The following is a 15,464-nucleotide window of genomic DNA, read 5'->3' on the forward strand; positions in this document are numbered from 1 at the left end:
GCACGCGCCGGCTCGCCCGATCATGTTGACCTCGCGCCCGTTCACGCCTCGGGAGCCTTCCATCCGTTGGCCTTAGCGATCTTCAGGCCCTCCAGGGAGGGACCCACCGCCGAGGGGCCGTCACCGGCCAGGCCGTCGGGCAGGCCGGAGAGCACCCGCGAGGCCTCCTTGAACGTGCAGAGCTTCTTCGGGCCGCGGGTCGGCGAGGGCTCCTTGCCGTCCCTGAGGTCGTCGACGAGCTGCTTGGCCGAGTCCGGGGTCTGGTTGTCGAAGAACTCCCAGTTGACCATCATCACCGGGGCGAAGTCGCAGGCGGCGTTGCACTCCAGCCGCTCCAGCGAGATCTTCCCGTCCGGGGTCGCCTCGTCGTGACCGACACCGACGTACTCGGAGAGTTCGTCCCAGATCTGGTCGCCGCCCATGACCGCGCAGAGCGTGTTGATGCACACGCCCACGTGGTACTGGCCCATCGGCCTGCGCTTGTACATCGTGTAGAAGGTGGAGACGCCCACGACCTCGGCCTTGCTCAGCCCGAGCATCTCGGCGCAGAACTCGTGGCCGTCGTCGGAGACGTAGCCGTCCTCGGACTGCACCAGGTGCAGCAGGGGAAGCAGCGCCGACCGCGGCCTGGGGTAGCGGCCGATGATCTCCTTGGCGTCGCGCTCCAGGCGCTCGCGCACTTCCGGCGCGTACCCCTTGGTCATGGTCGCGCTCACCTCCTCGTTGCTCGACGGGGTGCTCTGCCCACCCACCGGCTCACCGCCGGCAACCGCTCTCTCGTCGGGCGCGCTCATCGGTCGACACCCCCCATCACCGGGTCGATCGAGGCCACCGCCGAGATGACGTCGGCGACCATGCCGCCCTCGCACGTCGCGGGCATGGCCTGCAGGTTCGTGAAGGACGGATCGCGGAAGTGTACGCGGTAGGGGCGGGTGCCACCGTCGCTGACCACGTGGGCGCCGAGCTCTCCGCGGGGCGACTCGACCGAGGCGTACGCCTGCCCCGCCGGGACCCTGAAGCCCTCGGTCACCAGCTTGAAGTGGTGGATCAGCGCCTCCATGGAGCCGCTCATGATGTGCGCGATGTGGTCGGGCGAGTTGCCCAGGCCGTCGGGGCCGAGCGCGAGCTGCGCGGGCCAGCCGATCTTCTTGTCGTCGACCATCACCCGGCCGCCCTTGAGCGGCCCCGAGAGGCGGTCCAGAGCCTGCTCAATGATCTTGAGCGACTCCTCCATCTCGGCCATCCGTACCAGGTAGCGGCCGTAGACGTCGGCGCTCTTCTCCGTCGGGACGTCGAACTCGTAGGTCTCGTAGCCGCAGTAGGGCTGTGACTTGCGCAGGTCCCACGGCAGGCCCGCGGCCCGCAGCATCGGACCGGTGACGCCCAGCGCCATGCAGCCGGTGAGGTCGAGGTAGGCGACGTCCTTGGTGCGGGCCAGGTAGACCGGGTTCGCGTCGAGCATCTTGCGCATGTCCTTGATGCGCCCCGGCATGACCTTGAGCAGCTCGCCGACCTTGTCGACGGCGCCGGCCGGCAGGTCGACGGAGACACCGCCGGGCCGGACGTAGGCCATGTTCATCCGCAGGCCGGTGATGTACTCCATCACGTCGAGCACCATCTCGCGCTCGCGGGACCCGAAGAGGAACGGCGTGGTCGCGCCCAGCTCCATGCCGAAGGTGCCGATGGCCACCATGTGCGAGGAGATCCGGGTGAGCTCCATCATCATCACGCGGATGGCCTGGGCCCGCTCGGGGACCCGGTCGGTGATGCCGAGCAGCTTCTCGACGCCCATGCAGTAGGCGGTCTCGTTGAAGATCGGCGCCAGGTAGTCCATCCGGGTGACGAACGTCGTCCCCTGGGTCCACGTCCGGAACTCGAGGTTCTTCTCGATGCCGGTGTGCAGGTAGCCGATGACCGTGCGGGCCTCGGTGACCGTCTCGCCGTCCAGGTTCAGGATCAGGCGGAGCACGCCGTGCGTGGACGGGTGCTGGGGACCCATGTTGATGACGAGCTGCTCGTCCTGCTGGCCGGTGAGGGTCTCGAGCAGTTCCGACCAGTCGTTGCCGGAGACGGTGTAGACCGTGCCCTCGGTGGCCTCGTCGTCAAAGGTGCTCACGTGTAAGACCTCCTCTGGTCCGGCGCGGGAATCTCGGCGCCGCGGTACTCGACCGGGATGCCGCCGAGCGGGTAGTCCTTGCGCTGGGGGTGGCCGTCCCAGTCGTCGGGCATCATGATGCGGGTCAGCGCCGGGTGTCCGTCGAAGACGATGCCGAAGAAGTCCCAGGTCTCGCGCTCGTGCCAGTCGTGCGTCGGGTAGACAGAGACCGTGGAGGGAATGTGCCGGTCGTCGTCGGGGCAGGAGACCTCGACGCGCAGGCGGCGGTTGTGCGTGATCGAGCACAGGTGGATCACCGCGTGCAGTTCCTGACCCGTCAGATGGGGGTAGTGCACGCCGGAGACGCCGAGCGAGAGCTCGAAGCGCAGGGCGGCGTCGTCGCGCAGTGCCCTGACCACGTCGAGCAGGCGCTCGCGCCTGACGTGGAAGGTCAGCTCACCGCGGTCGACGACCACGCGCTCGACGGCGTCGGCGAAGTCGCCACCGAGGGCGCGCTCCAGCTCGTCGGCGACGGTGTCGAAGTACCCGCCGTACGGGCGGGGGGTGGAGAGCTCGGGCTTGCGCCGCACGACGAGGCGGCCGTAGCCCGAGGTGTCTCCGGTACCCGAGGTGCCGAACATGCCCAGGCGGGCGATGGGCTCCTCCGGGACCTCCGGGAGGTTTTCAGTGCTCATGTCGGTCGCCTACCGCTCCTCGTTCGCCGCGCGGGCCGCGGTGAATCCGCTTCGCGCCATCGGTCGCTCACCGCTTCTCATTTGGCGGTTCCCTGGTCGATCAGCGGCAACGTCCGCAGTGCCTGCAGTTCGAGCTCGTCGATCTGCTTGGCGCGATGCGCGCCGAACTTCGTGTTCTGGATCTTGTCGTGTAGCTTGACGATCGCGTCGACGAGCATCTCGGGCCTCGGCGGGCAACCGGGCAGGTAGATGTCGACGGGGACGACGTGGTCGACGCCCTGCACGATCGCGTAGTTGTTGAACATGCCGCCGCTGGAGGCGCAGACGCCCATGGCGATGACCCACTTGGGCTCGGCCATCTGGTCGTAGATCTGGCGCAGCACCGGGGCCATCTTCTGCGACAGCCGGCCCGCCACGATCATCAGGTCGGCCTGGCGCGGAGACGCCGAAGCGCGCTCCATGCCGAAGCGCGCCAGGTCGTGCTTGGGACCACCGGTGGACATCAGCTCGATGGCGCAGCAGGCAAGACCGAAGGTGGCCGGCCAGACGGAGTTCTTGCGTGCCCAGCCGGCGACCTGCTCGACCGTGCTGAGCATGAACCCGCTCGGAAGTTTCTCTTCAAGTCCCATATCTAGTCCCAGTCCAGACCCTTGCGGCGCCACACGTACGCGTAGGCCACGAGCACGGTGACGATGAACAGCACCATCTCGACCAGCCCGAACATCCCGAGCTGGTCGAACGCGACAGCCCACGGATAGAGGAAGATGATCTCGATGTCGAACACGATGAACAGCATCGCGGTGACCATGTACTTCAGCGGAAAGCGACCTCCGCCCACGGGCTGGGGCGTCGGCTCGATACCGCATTCGTAGGCGTCGAGTTTCGCGCGGTTCCAGCGCTTGGGACCGGTGAAGGGGGCGATCGTCACTGAGAAGACCGCAAATCCCGCCGCGAGAACGGCGAGCACCAGGATGGGTGCGTACAGCTCCATCGCTACGCCTCCTCTCCCATCTCCACGCGCGCCCGCGCGTAGCTCTGCATGTTGGTGTATTTCGAAAGTCTAGGCAGGACGATCATCGCCCCGGGTCCCAGGTGTTCGGCGTTCGTTGAGCTCATGCCGGTGGCGCCACCTTCGACAGGGCGTTGATGATGCGATCCGACGCATCACCCCGCCGGTCGGTGAGATTAGCAAGGAGTTTGAGAGCGAACCTCATCAGGCGGGGGTGCGGCAGCGCGTGACGCGTGGCGAAGTTCATCACACCACGGTGCCCGATGAGCTCGACGAAGCCCCGGCCGAGCGTGAAGTAGCCGCCGTAGGCGTCCTTCAGCGTCTGCGGGTAGGCTCGCAGCACACGTTCCCGCTGGGCGGGGGTGACCCTGCCCAGTGCCTGGACGATCATCTCGGCCGCGACGTGGCCGCTCTCCATCGCGTACGCGATGCCCTCGCCGTTGAACGGGTTGATCATCCCGCCGGCGTCGCCCACCAGCACCAGACCCCGGGTGTAGTGCGGCTGGCGGTTGAAGGCCATCGGCAGCGCGGCGCCCCTGATCGGGGCCGTCATGTTCTCCTCGACGTAGCCCCACTCGGCGGGCATGCCCTTCACCCAGCGCTTGAGCAGGTCGCGGTAGTCCATGCCCTTGAAGGACTCGCTGGTGTTCAGCAGCCCGAGGCCCACGTTGGACGTGCCGTCGCCGACACCGAAGATCCAGCCGTAGCCGGGCAGCAGGGTGTCACCGTCCCACAGCTCCAGCCAGGTCTCCAGGTAGTCGTCGTCATGGCGAGGGCTCTCGAAGTACGTCCGCACCGCGACGCCCATCGGGCGGTCCTCGCGCTTGTGCAGCCCCATGGCCAGGGAGATCCGGGTGGAGTTCCCGTCGGCGGCGACCACCAGCCGGGAACGGTAGGTGACCTCCTCGCCGTTCTGCCTGGCGAGGACGCCGACGATGTGCCCGCTGCGGTCGTCCAGGACCGGGGCCGTGACGTTGACCCCCTGCAGCAGGCGGACGCCCGCCCTGACCGCGTTGCCGGCCAGGATCTCGTCGAAGTCCTGGCGGGTGCGGACCAGGCCGAAGTCGGGGTAGCTCGCCAGCTCAGGCCAGTCGAGCTCGAAGCGCATCCCGCCGCCGACCACGCGCAGGCCCTTGTTGCGGACCCAGCCGGGGGCGTCGATGTCGATCCCCATGGCGATGAGCTGCTTGACCGCTCGGGGCGTCAGCCCGTCGCCGCAGACTTTCTCGCGGGGGAAGGTGGTCTTCTCGAGCAGCAGGACGTCAAGTCCGGCCTGCGCGAGATGAAAAGCGGTTGTCGAACCGGCGGGCCCGGCGCCGACGACGATGACGTCGGCGTCAGCCTCAGCGACATTCCGCTGTCTGGCGGCTGGCACGGTCACGGGACCTGTCCTGTCCTACAAAATCTTTGGGGGCCTCGGGGTAAGGGGCCTTTCGATCCTTTGTGAAGGTCTTCACAAACTTGTCGGCCCGAAGTCTAACGCCTTTGCGGGGCAAAGTGTCAGGTGGGTACTGCTATCGCCTGCCAATCTTCTATGCGGGCTTATATCCGCGGTGGAGGGCCACGATGCCCAGCGTGAGATTGCGCCAGGCGACCCGTTCCCAGCCCGCTTCCTGGATGATCCTCGCCAGCCCCGCCTGGTCCGGCCAGGCCCTGATCGACTCCGCCAGATACTCGTAGGAGTCGTCGTTGGAACCGAAGAGCTTGGCTGCCTGCGGCATCAGCTTCATCAGGTACTGCGAGTATACGAGGTCGAAGGACCTCGGCGTCGGGTGTGAGAACTCCAGGATCACCAGGCGCGCCCCCGGCTTGGCCACCCGATACATCTCGCGCAGCGCCTGGCCGGTGTCCTGCACGTTGCGCAGCGCCGTGGAGATCGTCACCGCGTCGAACACGTCGTCGGCGAAGGGCAGCCGCAGCGCGTCGCCCGCGATGAAGCTGACACCCCGCACTCCCCCGCCGGAAACGCCCGAGCCGCCCCTGCGCCTGACCCCGGTGCTCAGCATGCCGAGTGAGAAGTCCGAGGCGATCGCGCGGGCACCCAGCGAGGTGAACGAGTCGGTGGACGTGCCGGTGCCCGCACCGAGGTCGAGGACCAGCTCACCGGGGCCCGCGTCGACGGCCGCGGCGGTCGCCTTACGCCACAGCCGGACCTGGCCCAGGGAGATAACGTCGTTGACAAGGTCGTACCGCCGGGCCGTGCGATCGAACATCGCGGCGACCTCATGCGGCTGCTTGTCCAGAGAAGCGCGCGTCATGACACCAAGCCTAGGCCCGCCCCGACAATCCACGGAAAGTAGTCATTCGATTACCCGGAGCATGCTAAAAATTGTCAAATGTTTGCCAGAACCGCTTACCTGCCGACCGCGGCCCTGATCCTGATGCTCCCCGGGACCGCCGCCGCCGGCACCACGGAGCACAGCAGGGTCGTCCTGACCGATCCGGTGAACAGCACTCCCCACGTGCTCGACGGGATCGTCAACGCCATCGCGCTGGTGGGCGGCACGGTGGTGGTCGGAGGCTCGTTCAGCGAGGTACGCGAGGCCCGGAGCACGAGGGTGCTGTCGCGCGACAACCTCTTCGCCTACGACCTGGCCACGGGGCGGGTGCTGCCCGGTTTCGCACCACGCCTCGACCGCCCGGTCCAGGCCCTGGCGGCGGGGGTGCACGACACCGTCTACGCGGGCGGCCGGTTCACGACGACCGACGAGACGCAGACGCGGGGTCTGGCCCTGCTCCGGCTGTCCGACGGATCCCCGGTGGCCCGCTTCGACGCCCAGGTCCGCGGCGGAACGGTCACCAGCCTGGCCAGGCTGGGCCGCCACCTCTACGTCGGCGGCGACTTCACCCGTGTCGGCCCCGTCGCCCTTACCGCACTGGCCAGGCTGGACGCCGTCACCGGCTCGGTCGACCCGACCTTCGCGATCAGGCCGGACGAGCCCAGGGGTGGCAGGACCAGGGTCCACGCGCTCTCCCTGAGCCACGGCAGGCTGGCGGTCGGCGGTGACTTCGCCACCCTCGACGGCCTGTCGCGCCCGCAGCTCGGCCTGATCGACGTCGCCGCGTCACCGGCCAAGGTCGCGCCCTGGCGGACCGGCGCCTACCGGGGCAGGTGCATGGCCGACTTTCCCAGCTACGTGCGGGGCCTGGACTTCGCCCCCGACGGGAGCTATCTCGCCGTCGTCACGACCGGCGGCCCCGGGGGGCGGGACAGGATGTGCGACACGGCCGCGCGCTTCGAGACCCGCGCCCGCGGCGAGGTACGACCCACCTGGGTGAACCACACCGGGGGCGACTCGTTGTACGCGGTGGCGGCGACGGGGGCGGCGGTCTACGTCGGCGGGCACCAGCGCTGGCTGGACAACCCGCTCGGCCACGACTCGGCGGGACCCGGAGCGGTGGCGCGCCCGGGAATCGGAGCGATCCACCCCCGCACCGGCAAGGCCCTGACATGGAACCCCACCCGGGAACGCGGAATCGGAGTCAAGGCATTCCTGGCACATCCTGGCGGATTACTCGTTGGTAGTGACACAACCCGGCTCGGTCACGAGTACCATGCCCGAGTCGGCATGTTCCCGTCGCCGCTCACTCCCGATTCTTAGTGATTCGCTCGCTTACCGCGTCCCGCTGCTTTGAGAGCAGGACGTAGCTGGCCACGCCGCTGACCAGGAATGCGGCGACAAGCAGGACCAGGGGCTGGCGCAGGCCGAGGATATAGAGCACTCCCAGGCTCACGGCGAGTAGACCGACCCGGGACGCGGTGTAAACGATGACGGGATGCACAACGTCGAGGCTACGTCACTCCGCTCATCGCCCAGGCATGACCCCGTGCTGACTGCGGGAGCGCCCTTCGCATTGACTGCGAGCGCTGCTAGTGTTCACAACAGACCAGTTTCGTAAAGAAACACCCACGAGAGTCCCAAAGAGGCTCTATCATATAACAATCGGGCAGGCAGTAGATAACAACCCGTGATCTTTGTTGAAAACCACGGATAAATCAGGCTTCGCTCGGCACACTGGTTACCTGTCCGCCCGCTGGCAGGAAGCGGGATGCGAGGGGGAGAGATTGTGGAGAGTAGCAGCGAGCGTCTGCTGACGCCCGGAGAGGTTGCCGCCCTCTTCCGGGTCGACCCAAAGACGGTTACACGCTGGGCCGCGGCAGGCCGCATCAGCAGCATCCGTACCCCCGGAGGGCACCGGCGTTTCCGCGAGTCGGAAGTGCACGCCCTTCTGCGTGGAGAGGACGTCTTGACGGCCGAACGGCCTGCAGGCGAGTCCCCGCGCGTCTGACGACTTAGGACGTCACACCATCGGTGATCCTGCGCGCCTTACCCGGAAGCCGCAGGGTCACCGTGGAGTCGTGTGAAATGCCACACGACACGGACGGTGACCACACCCGTACCTGAACCGGCCTAGGTCTCCTGCTCGGCCTTGAAAGCCAGGAACTCCCGCTCCAGGTCGTCGTTCTCCGCCAACCAGCGCCGCCGCCGCTCTGCCCACTCCTCCTCGGTGAGCGACTCGGCCAGCCAGCGGTCATAGTCGGGATCCCCCGGAGACACCTCGACATAGGCGTTGCCGATCAGACGCCCGTCATCGCCGGCCAGGGTCTGCGGAACGCGCAGAGTACCGTCAGCGAGCCTGACGACGTACATCCCAGATCACCTAGATTCCGTAGCGCCGGTTGAAGAACAACATGACGTTGAGCGCCATTCGCGTGTCGCCGCCCAGCATGTCGACCAGCGCGGGGCGCTGCCGGGAGACGATCGCGGCGAAGGCATCGGCGAAGAACTCCTTGCGGCCCAGGTCGCCCGGCTGGAGATGAAACCCCGAGGCCAGCACGGGAACGCACTGGGCGTAGAGGGCGGCGAACTCCGGGCAGTCGGAGACCCAGTCGCCGTGGGGGGCGTCCACATCGTCCAGGGCATGTCCGACCTCGTGCATCATCACGTCGGGGGTGGGCGAGGGCCGATCTCCCACCACGATCTTGCGGTCGCCGTACGCTCCCGCGCAGACGTCCCAGGTCGCCCGGCCCGAGGGCAGCGGCGCACCGCGCAGGTATCCCATGTCGTCCAGGTCGGGCACCCCGCCCGCGCCGACGTAGATGCCGTCGAGACCGTCGGCCAGCTTGTCCTTCAGCAGGTCGGGCAACCTGGCCAGGCTCTCCACCGCCCGCACGACCTCCGGAGGCGGGATCTCCCACCGCGAGTCCCACTGACGGTGCAGAATGCGCTCCAGGCGCCCGCAGTGGCGCAGGCCGTCACCCAGATCCGGGGTGTCCGGAGAGTTGGGCTGTGCCCGGGGACGCTCGTCGTCGAGCTCGAAGTCCTTCCAGGTGTACTGCGGGCGGTCGACCACCGGGGCCGTGACCGCCCCGACCCGGCGCTCCGCTTCGCGGGGAACCTCACGGGGAACCTCGCGGGAAACCTCACGCGGAGCTTCCCGCACAGCACTCTCCGCACGCGCGGCCGGACCTCGCTGCCACCACCGCCGTCGATGGCGGCCCTTGTCGCCCGATTGTGCCATCACACCCCCTGGGGAAGTGTCAACGGGTTCTACGTTAACCGGGTGAGCCCTCGCCAGTCATCCGTAACGGAGGGCTGACCGCAACTGGGCTCACAATGGCTTACAGTTCGGGCATGCCCCTGCTTGTCGGTCTGGCGATATTCGCCTTCTGGCTCTACTGCCTGTTCGACGTCATCACCACGCCGGACGAGGAGTCCAGAAACCTGCCCAAGCTCCTCTGGGTGCTCATCGTGGTGCTGCTGCTGGCCGTCGGAGGGCTCTTCTGGCTGCTGCTCGGCCGACCGTACGGCCCCAGGGCGCCCCGCTCGCTCCTGGCGGAGGACATGCCACAGCGCCCCGAGGCCCCGAAGGGCCCCGACGACGACCCCGACTTCCTCAAGGACCTCGACCGCCGCCTGCGCGACGAGGACTGACGACGACTGACCGGCCGATGTGGCCGGTCAGCCGGGGCTCGGCGCCGGACTCAGGGAACCTCGGCGTAGGAGTGCAGGCCCCCGAAGAAGATGTTCACCCCGACCAGGTTGAACAGCAGGCAGGCGCAGGCGACGAGCTGCACGATCGTGGCGGCCTTGCCCTTCCAGCCCGCGGTGGCCCTGGCGTGCAGGTAGGCGGCGTAGACGACCCAGGTGATGAACGCCCAGACCTCCTTGGGGTCCCAGCCCCAGTAGCGGCCCCAGGCCTTGTCCGCCCAGAGCGCCCCGGCGATGACGGCGAAGGTCCAGATCGGGAAGCCGATCACGATGGCCCGGTGCGCGACCCGCTCCAACTGCGGCCGGGACGGCAGCAGGACCGCGGTGTCCTTCCTGACCAGATAGAGGATGCCGGCGATCCCGGCCATCAGGAACAGGCCGCTGGCGACGATCGCCGCCGACACGTGGATCAGGACCCAGTAGCTGTTGAGCGCGGGCACCACCGGACCGGCCTGCACCTCCAGGTACCGGACCGCGAAGCCGAGCCCGAGAGCAGCCGTGACCATGACGAACGCGCCGAGGAAGCGGACCCGGTAGCGGAGGTTCGTGAACAGGAACGCGCTCACCGCCGCGAAGCACATCGCGACCACGAACTCGTACATGTTGCCCCACGGCCACCGGTCCACGGCCAGGCCCCGGGTGAGGAGGGACCCGAGGTTCGCGGCCCAGCCGAGCCAACTCAGCCCGACGGCCACCGGCCCAACCCGTGTCGCCCAGGCACCGGGCGCCTTGTCAGTGGGACCTTCGCCCTCCACCGGGGCGGACTCCGGGGCGGCCGGGGCCGCACCACCACCGACGGTGGCGAGCGCGGGCTGTGCCACCGCGCGGGCCGACACCCCCGCGGACCGGCTGAAGGCCAGGTCGAGGGCGTAGGCGATCATTGCGAAGACGTAGAGCAGCACCGTCGCCAAGATGAGCTGATCGCTCAGGGTGGCGAGGCCGGCATCGACCTCAACGGGCATCCTTAACTCCTGGGTTGGGAATTCCTGGGTTCAAAGCGGAGACGATCTCGCTGAACTCCTCGTCGAAATCGCCCCCCTCGGTACGCGTGAGGCCGCCCACCTCGACCTGCCGGCTCTCGCCCTCGGGCCGACCCGCCTCGTCGCGGACCCGTACCCACACCCTGCGGCGGCGGACGGTCAGGGCCAGCACGAGGCCGGCCACGGCGAGGACCGAGGCGACGAACGCCGGTATCCGACCGGGATCGTAGGTGATCTGCAGAGCGATCCACTCCCTGACGCCGGTGAACTCGATGGAGCCCATACCGTCCGGGAGCGTGAGCTTCTCGTTGACCGCCAGCGGGTCCGCCTTCATGACCAGCGGCTTCATCTTCTTCAGGCTCTCCGGGTCGAGCTCGTAGACCGACTGCGGCCGGCCGTCCTTCAGGCCCAGATCACCGGCGAAGGCACCGTAGACCTGGGCCGTGGGGTTGGCGGCGCCGGGGAAGACCGACACCCACTCCGAGCCCACCGGGACCGTCGTCGGCAGGAAGCCGATCAGGAGACCGAGCTGCTCCGGCTGCGCGTCCGGGACCTTGATCACGCACTCGGAGGTGAAGTTGGCGGGCTGGACGACCAGGCAGGGCACCGGCCCGTCGAAGGCGACCTGGCCCTTGCCGTCGGTGATCCTGAAGGTCGGCGCGTACCCGTGGTCGATCAGGTAGCTCTGCGTGCCGTTGACGTTCAGCGGCTCGTTGACCTTGAGGACGTAGTCGCGCACGGGGGCGCCGGGGGCGTCCTCGACCTTGAGCCTGGCCTCGAAGTCGAGGGGCTGCCCGGTCTTCTCACCCTTCGCGATGTAGCTCGCCTGGAAGTCCTCGACCGTGAAGGAGAACGGCTCCAGCGACTCGGCGTTCACCTGCTGCCCCGGCATGTAGCGGTCGTAGGCCGCGACCGTGTTGGCGAACCCCTCGCCCTCCACGACCAGCACGTTGCCCCGGTAGCCGTAGAGCGTGCCGATCCCGACCGCGAGCAGCAGGCCGAGCAGGGACACGTGGAACAGCAGGTTGCCGGTCTCGCGCAGGTAGCCCTTCTCCCCGGCGACCCAGCCGGGCCCCGTGATCACCCGGAACCGCTTGGCGCGCAGCGTGGCGGCGGCCTCCTCGACGGTCAGCGGGGCCTCGAAGGAGGCGTGCTGCGGCAGCCTGCCCAGGTTGCGCGGCGCCGCGGGCGGCTTCCTGCGCAGCTCCCGCAGGTGGGTCATGGTACGGGGGAGCACGCAGCCGATCAGGGACAGGAAGAGCAGAAGGTAGATCGCGGCGAACCAGGGCGCCCTGAACACGTCGAACAGCCAGAACCTGTCCAGCCACTCGGCGAGCCGGGGGCTGTCCTCGAAGTACTGGAAGACCTTGGCGTCGGAGACACCGCGCTGCGGCCAGATCGAGCCGGGAATGGACGCCAGGGCGAACAGGAACAGCAGGATCAGCGCGATCCGCATCGAGGTGAGCGTCCGCCAGAACCAGCGCGCCCAGCCCACGACCCCGATTCCCCCGGGCCGCCGTTCCTCGTTCTTCCCGTTCTTCCCGTTCTTCCCGTTGGCCTCGGGACTGCTCGCGGCCACCGTCTCCGTCTGCGGCTCGGCCACCGCTCGCTCTCCCGTCCCAGGGTCGATGTGCCCCATCAGATCACCGGCTCGAATCCGCCGACCCAGCCCTGGATCATCGCGACGAGCTGCTCCCAGAGCCCGGTGACGAGCAGGACGCCGACGACGACCAGCATGACGCCGCCCACCCGCGTGATCAGCTGTGAGTGCCGGCGTACCGCCTTGAAGGTCCTCAGAGCCCTGCTGTACGCCAGCCCGGCCGCCACGAACGGCAGGCCGAGGCCGAGCGCGTACGCGAAGGCGAGTATCGCGCCGCGGCCGGCGCTGCCCTCGTTCAGGCCGAGGGTGAGCACGACCCCGAGGGTGGGTCCGATGCAGGGGGTCCAGCCCAGGCCGAACACCAGGCCGAGCAGGGGCGCCCCCGCCAGGCCCGCGGCCGGGAGCCGATGAATGCGGAAGTCGCGCTGCAGGCCGGGGATGACTCCCATGAAGGCCAGGCCGAGCACGATCGTGAGGGCGCCCAGCACCCGCGTGATGATCCCGGCGTTGCCGAACAGCATCGCGCCGAGCCCGCCGAAGAGCGCCCCTCCGGCCACGAACACGGCGGCGAACCCGAGGACGAACAGCACGATGCCCGCGACCATGCGCCCCCGCCTGGGGTCGGCGCTCATGCCGGTCACGTACGACAGGTAGCCGGGCACGAGCGGCAGCACGCACGGCGACAGGAACGACACCAGCCCGGCCGCGACCGCTATCGGCAGCGCCAGCGCCAGCGAACCGCTCGCGACGGTGCTCACGAGGTCAGCGCTCATCGCGGGCCCAGCCATCGCCCGGGGCCGTTATCTCTCATTACCGACCTTGGTCACGGCGTCGAGGAGGTCGTTGTACTTGACCGCGCCGAGTGCCCTGGCGGCGATCCTGCCCTGGCGGTCGATGATCAGCGTGGAGGGGATGGCCGCGGGCGGGACCGTGCCCTGGAAGGAGAGCGCGACCTTGCCCGGCTGGTCGAAGATGCTCGGGTAGCCGGACTTGTGGCTCCGTTCGAAGGCGAGCGCGTCGGCCTTGCGGTCCTTGAAGTCGATGCCGAGGAACTCCACACCGTCCGCCTTCGTCTTGGCGGAGATGTCCTTGAGCACCGGCGCCTCAGCCCGGCAGGGCGCGCACCAGGAGGCCCAGAAGTTGAGCACCACGACCTTGCCCTTGTGTGCGGCGAGCGTCGCGGTGCCCCCGTCGAGGGTCTCCCCCTCAACAGGCGGCGCGACCTTGCGGTCGGCGGCCTGGAAAAGGGTGATCTTGCCGTCGCCCGCGATGAACCGGGTGTCGCCGGTCTGCGGCTGCGCCCCCTGGTTTCCGGCGCATCCGGCCACGGCGATGAGCAGCGCGACGGCGGCAAAGGATTGTGCGCGCATGGATGACGGAGGCTCCCTGTACTACAACCGGTAGAGCAATCACTGTACCGGCGGGGTCAGGCGCCCGGCACAGTGGGGCGTTTGACGAGTGCCGCCGCGGGCTCGCTGTACCCCACGCTGATCAGACGGTCCCCCTCGAAGGCGAAGCTGGTGAGGCTGGCCAGAGCGCACTGCCTGCGGCGCGGGTCGTGCGGCAGGCGCCTGCCCTCGGCGGCGAGCCGGATGATCCAGATCGGGAGCTGGTGGCTCACCATGATCGCCTCATGGCCGCGCGCCGCCCTGCGCGCGGCGTTGATCGCGCCGCTCATCCGGTTGACCAGGTGGCTGTAGCGCTCTCCCCAGGAGGGGCGGAGCGGGTTCCACAGGTAGCGGTAGAAGCGCGGGTTACGGAAGACACCGTCTCCTCCGCCGACGGAGAGACCCTCGAAGATGTTCTCGGCCTCGATCAGCCGCTCGTCGAGCGTGACGTCCAGGTGGAAGGTCGCGGCGAGCGGGGCGGCGGTCTCCTGGGCACGCTCCAGCGGGGAGGAGAACAGCGCGACGACGTCGCGGCCGGCGACCGCCTTGGCCACCGTCTCGGCCATCTGCACGCCGTTGTCGGAGAGGTGGTAGTCGGGAAGCCTGCCGTACAGGACGTTAGCGGGATTGTGCACCTCACCGTGGCGCAGGAGGTGAACGACGGTGGTCTCAGCCATGGTTCCGCCAGCCTACCCACAGCTACCGGCCCACAGCCGGTCAGGTGGACCACTGGGAGCGCGTGGCGAAGGCGAGTAGGGTCTGGGGCGTTTGTGGCTAAGGTTCCGCGGTCCGGCGGTCCGGAAAGGTCCCCCGTGAGCCTGTTCGCCCTCGCCCTCATCCTCACCTCGGCCGTCGCCCACGCCTGCTGGAACCTGCTGAGCAAGCAGGCGGCCGACGCCGACGGCGTCGTCTTCGTCTGGATGGTGGCCGCCGCGTCCACGGTGGTCTGGACCCCGGTCGCGCTCGGCTATCTCCTCCTCGGCGGCACCGGTCTCTCGTGGGCCGACCTCGGGGTGATCGCCGCGAGCACCACGCTGCACCTGGGCTACTTCATGTTCCTCCAGCGTGGCTACCGGCACGGTGACCTGTCGATGGTCTACCCGATCGCCCGAGGCACCGGACCGCTGCTGGCCAGCCTGGTCGCCGTCCTGTTCCTGGGTGAGCGACCCGGCCTGGCGGGCATCGCGGGGATCGGTCTGATCGGGGTGGGTGTCTTCCTGCTCAGCATGGCGCGCAGGCCCAGCCGCCGGGATCTGAGCGGCATCGGGTTCGGGCTGGCCACCGGAGTGTTCATCGCGGCGTACACCGTCTGGGACAAGCAGGTGGTGAGCGCCTTCGCGGTCGCGCCGATCCTGCTCAACTACTTCGGCGACTTCGGCCGCACCCTCGTGCTGACCGCACCGGTGCTCGGCGGCCACCGCCGGGCTCTGGTCCTGCCCGTCTGGCGCGAGCACTGGACGCGGGTGCTGGGTGCGGCGGTACTGATGCCGCTCTCCTACCTGCTGGCGCTGACCGCGTTCACCTTCTCGCCGATCAGCGCGGTGGCCCCGGTACGGGAGGTCAGCGTGCTCGTCGCGGTGCTGCTCGGCGGCAGGCTGCTGGCCGAGGGCGACCTGACCAGGCGGCTGCTGGCCGCCTGCGTCATCGTCGGCGGCGTGGTGACGATCGCCATCAGCTAGGCCTTGTCCCTTGGACGCCCTTTGC

Annotated in this window: 20 protein-coding genes; 4 read left to right on the forward strand and 16 right to left on the reverse strand. The window is 68.7% G+C overall.

Features of this window, described 5'->3' with window-relative positions; genetic code table 11:
• Positions 1–41 precede the first annotated feature (41 nt).
• The 8 genes from nuoE to ACWD3H_RS22745 all read right to left on the reverse strand — a co-directional run bounded on the left by nuoE (position 42) and on the right by ACWD3H_RS22745 (position 6,057).
• A complete protein-coding gene (gene nuoE / locus ACWD3H_RS22710) occupies positions 42–794 on the reverse strand; it encodes an NADH-quinone oxidoreductase subunit NuoE (protein ID WP_451956385.1) in 753 nt (250 codons plus the stop codon).
• Positions 791–2,047, reverse strand: coding sequence for an NADH-quinone oxidoreductase subunit D (locus ACWD3H_RS22715; protein WP_451956449.1), 1,257 nt, complete (start codon positions 2,045–2,047; stop codon positions 791–793). Before ACWD3H_RS22715 ends, nuoE begins: the two co-directional genes overlap by 4 nt.
• Positions 2,048–2,112: 65 nt before the next feature.
• On the reverse strand, positions 2,113–2,790 hold the full coding sequence (locus ACWD3H_RS22720) for an NADH-quinone oxidoreductase subunit C (RefSeq protein WP_350918471.1): 678 nt from the start codon (positions 2,788–2,790) through the stop codon (positions 2,113–2,115).
• Between the two features lie 77 nt (positions 2,791–2,867).
• Positions 2,868–3,419: a NuoB/complex I 20 kDa subunit family protein gene (locus ACWD3H_RS22725; RefSeq protein ID WP_355549998.1), complete on the reverse strand. Its 552-nt coding sequence runs from the start codon at positions 3,417–3,419 to the stop codon at positions 2,868–2,870.
• Positions 3,420–3,421: 2 nt separating this feature from the next.
• Positions 3,422–3,781, reverse strand: coding sequence for an NADH-quinone oxidoreductase subunit A (locus ACWD3H_RS22730; protein ID WP_350918475.1), 360 nt, complete (start codon positions 3,779–3,781; stop codon positions 3,422–3,424).
• A gap of 2 nt (positions 3,782–3,783) precedes the next feature.
• Positions 3,784–3,906, reverse strand: coding sequence for a hypothetical protein (locus ACWD3H_RS22735; protein ID WP_451956386.1), 123 nt, complete (start codon positions 3,904–3,906; stop codon positions 3,784–3,786).
• Positions 3,903–5,180 (reverse strand): geranylgeranyl reductase family protein, encoded by a 1,278-nt coding sequence (locus ACWD3H_RS22740; protein WP_350918481.1) that lies wholly within the window; start codon positions 5,178–5,180, stop codon positions 3,903–3,905. Before ACWD3H_RS22740 ends, ACWD3H_RS22735 begins: the two co-directional genes overlap by 4 nt.
• Before the next feature lie 151 nt (positions 5,181–5,331).
• Positions 5,332–6,057: a demethylmenaquinone methyltransferase gene (locus ACWD3H_RS22745; RefSeq protein ID WP_451956387.1), complete on the reverse strand. Its 726-nt coding sequence runs from the start codon at positions 6,055–6,057 to the stop codon at positions 5,332–5,334.
• Between the two features lie 78 nt (positions 6,058–6,135).
• Here ACWD3H_RS22745 and ACWD3H_RS22750 point away from each other — a divergent pair, with 78 nt between their 5' ends.
• Positions 6,136–7,401 carry a delta-60 repeat domain-containing protein gene (locus ACWD3H_RS22750; protein WP_451956388.1) on the forward strand — a complete coding sequence of 422 codons (1,266 nt, stop codon included), beginning with the start codon at positions 6,136–6,138 and terminating at the stop codon, positions 7,399–7,401.
• On the opposite strand, the gene ACWD3H_RS22755 is transcribed toward ACWD3H_RS22750, so the two are convergent.
• Complete coding sequence (locus ACWD3H_RS22755) at positions 7,385–7,582, reverse strand: DUF4229 domain-containing protein (RefSeq protein WP_355549990.1); 198 nt, start codon at positions 7,580–7,582, stop codon at positions 7,385–7,387. The genes ACWD3H_RS22750 and ACWD3H_RS22755 overlap by 17 nt on opposite strands.
• A gap of 267 nt (positions 7,583–7,849) precedes the next feature.
• Here ACWD3H_RS22755 and ACWD3H_RS22760 point away from each other — a divergent pair, with 267 nt between their 5' ends.
• A complete protein-coding gene (locus tag ACWD3H_RS22760; RefSeq protein ID WP_012887349.1) occupies positions 7,850–8,089 on the forward strand; it encodes a BldC family transcriptional regulator in 240 nt (79 codons plus the stop codon).
• 122 nt (positions 8,090–8,211) lie between these two features.
• Here the strand turns inward: ACWD3H_RS22760 and ACWD3H_RS22765 are convergent, their stop codons facing one another.
• Both ACWD3H_RS22765 and ACWD3H_RS22770 read right to left on the reverse strand, forming a co-directional pair.
• Positions 8,212–8,451 (reverse strand): hypothetical protein, encoded by a 240-nt coding sequence (locus ACWD3H_RS22765; protein ID WP_355549988.1) that lies wholly within the window; start codon positions 8,449–8,451, stop codon positions 8,212–8,214.
• Between the two features lie 10 nt (positions 8,452–8,461).
• Positions 8,462–9,244 carry a hypothetical protein gene (locus tag ACWD3H_RS22770; RefSeq protein WP_451956389.1) on the reverse strand — a complete coding sequence of 261 codons (783 nt, stop codon included), beginning with the start codon at positions 9,242–9,244 and terminating at the stop codon, positions 8,462–8,464.
• Positions 9,245–9,435: 191 nt separating this feature from the next.
• Between ACWD3H_RS22770 and ACWD3H_RS22775 the strand changes: the two genes are divergently transcribed.
• Positions 9,436–9,735, forward strand: a complete 300-nt coding sequence (locus ACWD3H_RS22775; RefSeq protein WP_350955364.1) for a PLDc N-terminal domain-containing protein — start codon at positions 9,436–9,438, stop codon at positions 9,733–9,735.
• Positions 9,736–9,785: 50 nt separating this feature from the next.
• Here ACWD3H_RS22775 and ccsB read toward each other — a convergent pair whose 3' ends face one another.
• The 5 genes from ccsB to ACWD3H_RS22800 are packed head-to-tail and all read right to left on the reverse strand — an operon-like array spanning position 9,786 to position 14,437.
• Entirely contained in the window at positions 9,786–10,754 is a 969-nt protein-coding gene (gene ccsB / locus ACWD3H_RS22780) for a c-type cytochrome biogenesis protein CcsB (RefSeq protein WP_451956390.1), read from the reverse strand.
• On the reverse strand, positions 10,744–12,411 hold the full coding sequence (resB, locus tag ACWD3H_RS22785) for a cytochrome c biogenesis protein ResB (RefSeq protein WP_451956391.1): 1,668 nt from the start codon (positions 12,409–12,411) through the stop codon (positions 10,744–10,746). Before resB ends, ccsB begins: the two co-directional genes overlap by 11 nt.
• Positions 12,411–13,145: a cytochrome c biogenesis CcdA family protein gene (locus ACWD3H_RS22790; protein ID WP_451956392.1), complete on the reverse strand. Its 735-nt coding sequence runs from the start codon at positions 13,143–13,145 to the stop codon at positions 12,411–12,413. The genes resB and ACWD3H_RS22790 overlap by 1 nt, the downstream gene beginning before the upstream one ends.
• A gap of 27 nt (positions 13,146–13,172) precedes the next feature.
• Positions 13,173–13,742 carry a TlpA family protein disulfide reductase gene (locus ACWD3H_RS22795; protein WP_355549977.1) on the reverse strand — a complete coding sequence of 190 codons (570 nt, stop codon included), beginning with the start codon at positions 13,740–13,742 and terminating at the stop codon, positions 13,173–13,175.
• Between the two features lie 56 nt (positions 13,743–13,798).
• Positions 13,799–14,437 (reverse strand): histidine phosphatase family protein, encoded by a 639-nt coding sequence (locus ACWD3H_RS22800; RefSeq protein ID WP_355549975.1) that lies wholly within the window; start codon positions 14,435–14,437, stop codon positions 13,799–13,801.
• Positions 14,438–14,572: 135 nt separating this feature from the next.
• Here ACWD3H_RS22800 and ACWD3H_RS22805 point away from each other — a divergent pair, with 135 nt between their 5' ends.
• Entirely contained in the window at positions 14,573–15,439 is an 867-nt protein-coding gene (locus tag ACWD3H_RS22805) for a DMT family transporter (protein ID WP_355549973.1), read from the forward strand.
• Positions 15,440–15,464 lie beyond the last annotated feature (25 nt).

The organism is Streptosporangium sp. NPDC002607 (assembly GCF_053592655.1).

Excerpts from the sequence above, each read along its gene's own strand:
- ACWD3H_RS22750 (WP_451956388.1), top strand. The coding sequence starts at position 6,136 with ATGTTTGCCAGAACCGCTTACCTGCCGACCGCGGCCCTGATCCTGATG.
- ACWD3H_RS22775 (WP_350955364.1), top strand. The coding sequence starts at position 9,436 with ATGCCCCTGCTTGTCGGTCTGGCGATATTCGCCTTCTGGCTCTACTGC.
- ccsB (WP_451956390.1), bottom strand. The coding sequence starts at position 10,754 with ATGCCCGTTGAGGTCGATGCCGGCCTCGCCACCCTGAGCGATCAGCTC.
- resB (WP_451956391.1), bottom strand. The coding sequence starts at position 12,411 with ATGGGGCACATCGACCCTGGGACGGGAGAGCGAGCGGTGGCCGAGCCG.
- ACWD3H_RS22765 (WP_355549988.1), bottom strand. The coding sequence starts at position 8,451 with ATGTACGTCGTCAGGCTCGCTGACGGTACTCTGCGCGTTCCGCAGACC.
- ACWD3H_RS22735 (WP_451956386.1), bottom strand. The coding sequence starts at position 3,906 with ATGAGCTCAACGAACGCCGAACACCTGGGACCCGGGGCGATGATCGTC.
- ACWD3H_RS22795 (WP_355549977.1), bottom strand. The coding sequence starts at position 13,742 with ATGCGCGCACAATCCTTTGCCGCCGTCGCGCTGCTCATCGCCGTGGCC.
- ACWD3H_RS22790 (WP_451956392.1), bottom strand. The coding sequence starts at position 13,145 with ATGAGCGCTGACCTCGTGAGCACCGTCGCGAGCGGTTCGCTGGCGCTG.
- ACWD3H_RS22760 (WP_012887349.1), top strand. The coding sequence starts at position 7,850 with ATGCGAGGGGGAGAGATTGTGGAGAGTAGCAGCGAGCGTCTGCTGACG.
- nuoE (WP_451956385.1), bottom strand. The coding sequence starts at position 794 with ATGAGCGCGCCCGACGAGAGAGCGGTTGCCGGCGGTGAGCCGGTGGGT.
- ACWD3H_RS22745 (WP_451956387.1), bottom strand. The coding sequence starts at position 6,057 with ATGACGCGCGCTTCTCTGGACAAGCAGCCGCATGAGGTCGCCGCGATG.
- ACWD3H_RS22725 (WP_355549998.1), bottom strand. The coding sequence starts at position 3,419 with ATGGGACTTGAAGAGAAACTTCCGAGCGGGTTCATGCTCAGCACGGTC.
- ACWD3H_RS22730 (WP_350918475.1), bottom strand. The coding sequence starts at position 3,781 with ATGGAGCTGTACGCACCCATCCTGGTGCTCGCCGTTCTCGCGGCGGGA.
- ACWD3H_RS22720 (WP_350918471.1), bottom strand. The coding sequence starts at position 2,790 with ATGAGCACTGAAAACCTCCCGGAGGTCCCGGAGGAGCCCATCGCCCGC.
- ACWD3H_RS22800 (WP_355549975.1), bottom strand. The coding sequence starts at position 14,437 with ATGGCTGAGACCACCGTCGTTCACCTCCTGCGCCACGGTGAGGTGCAC.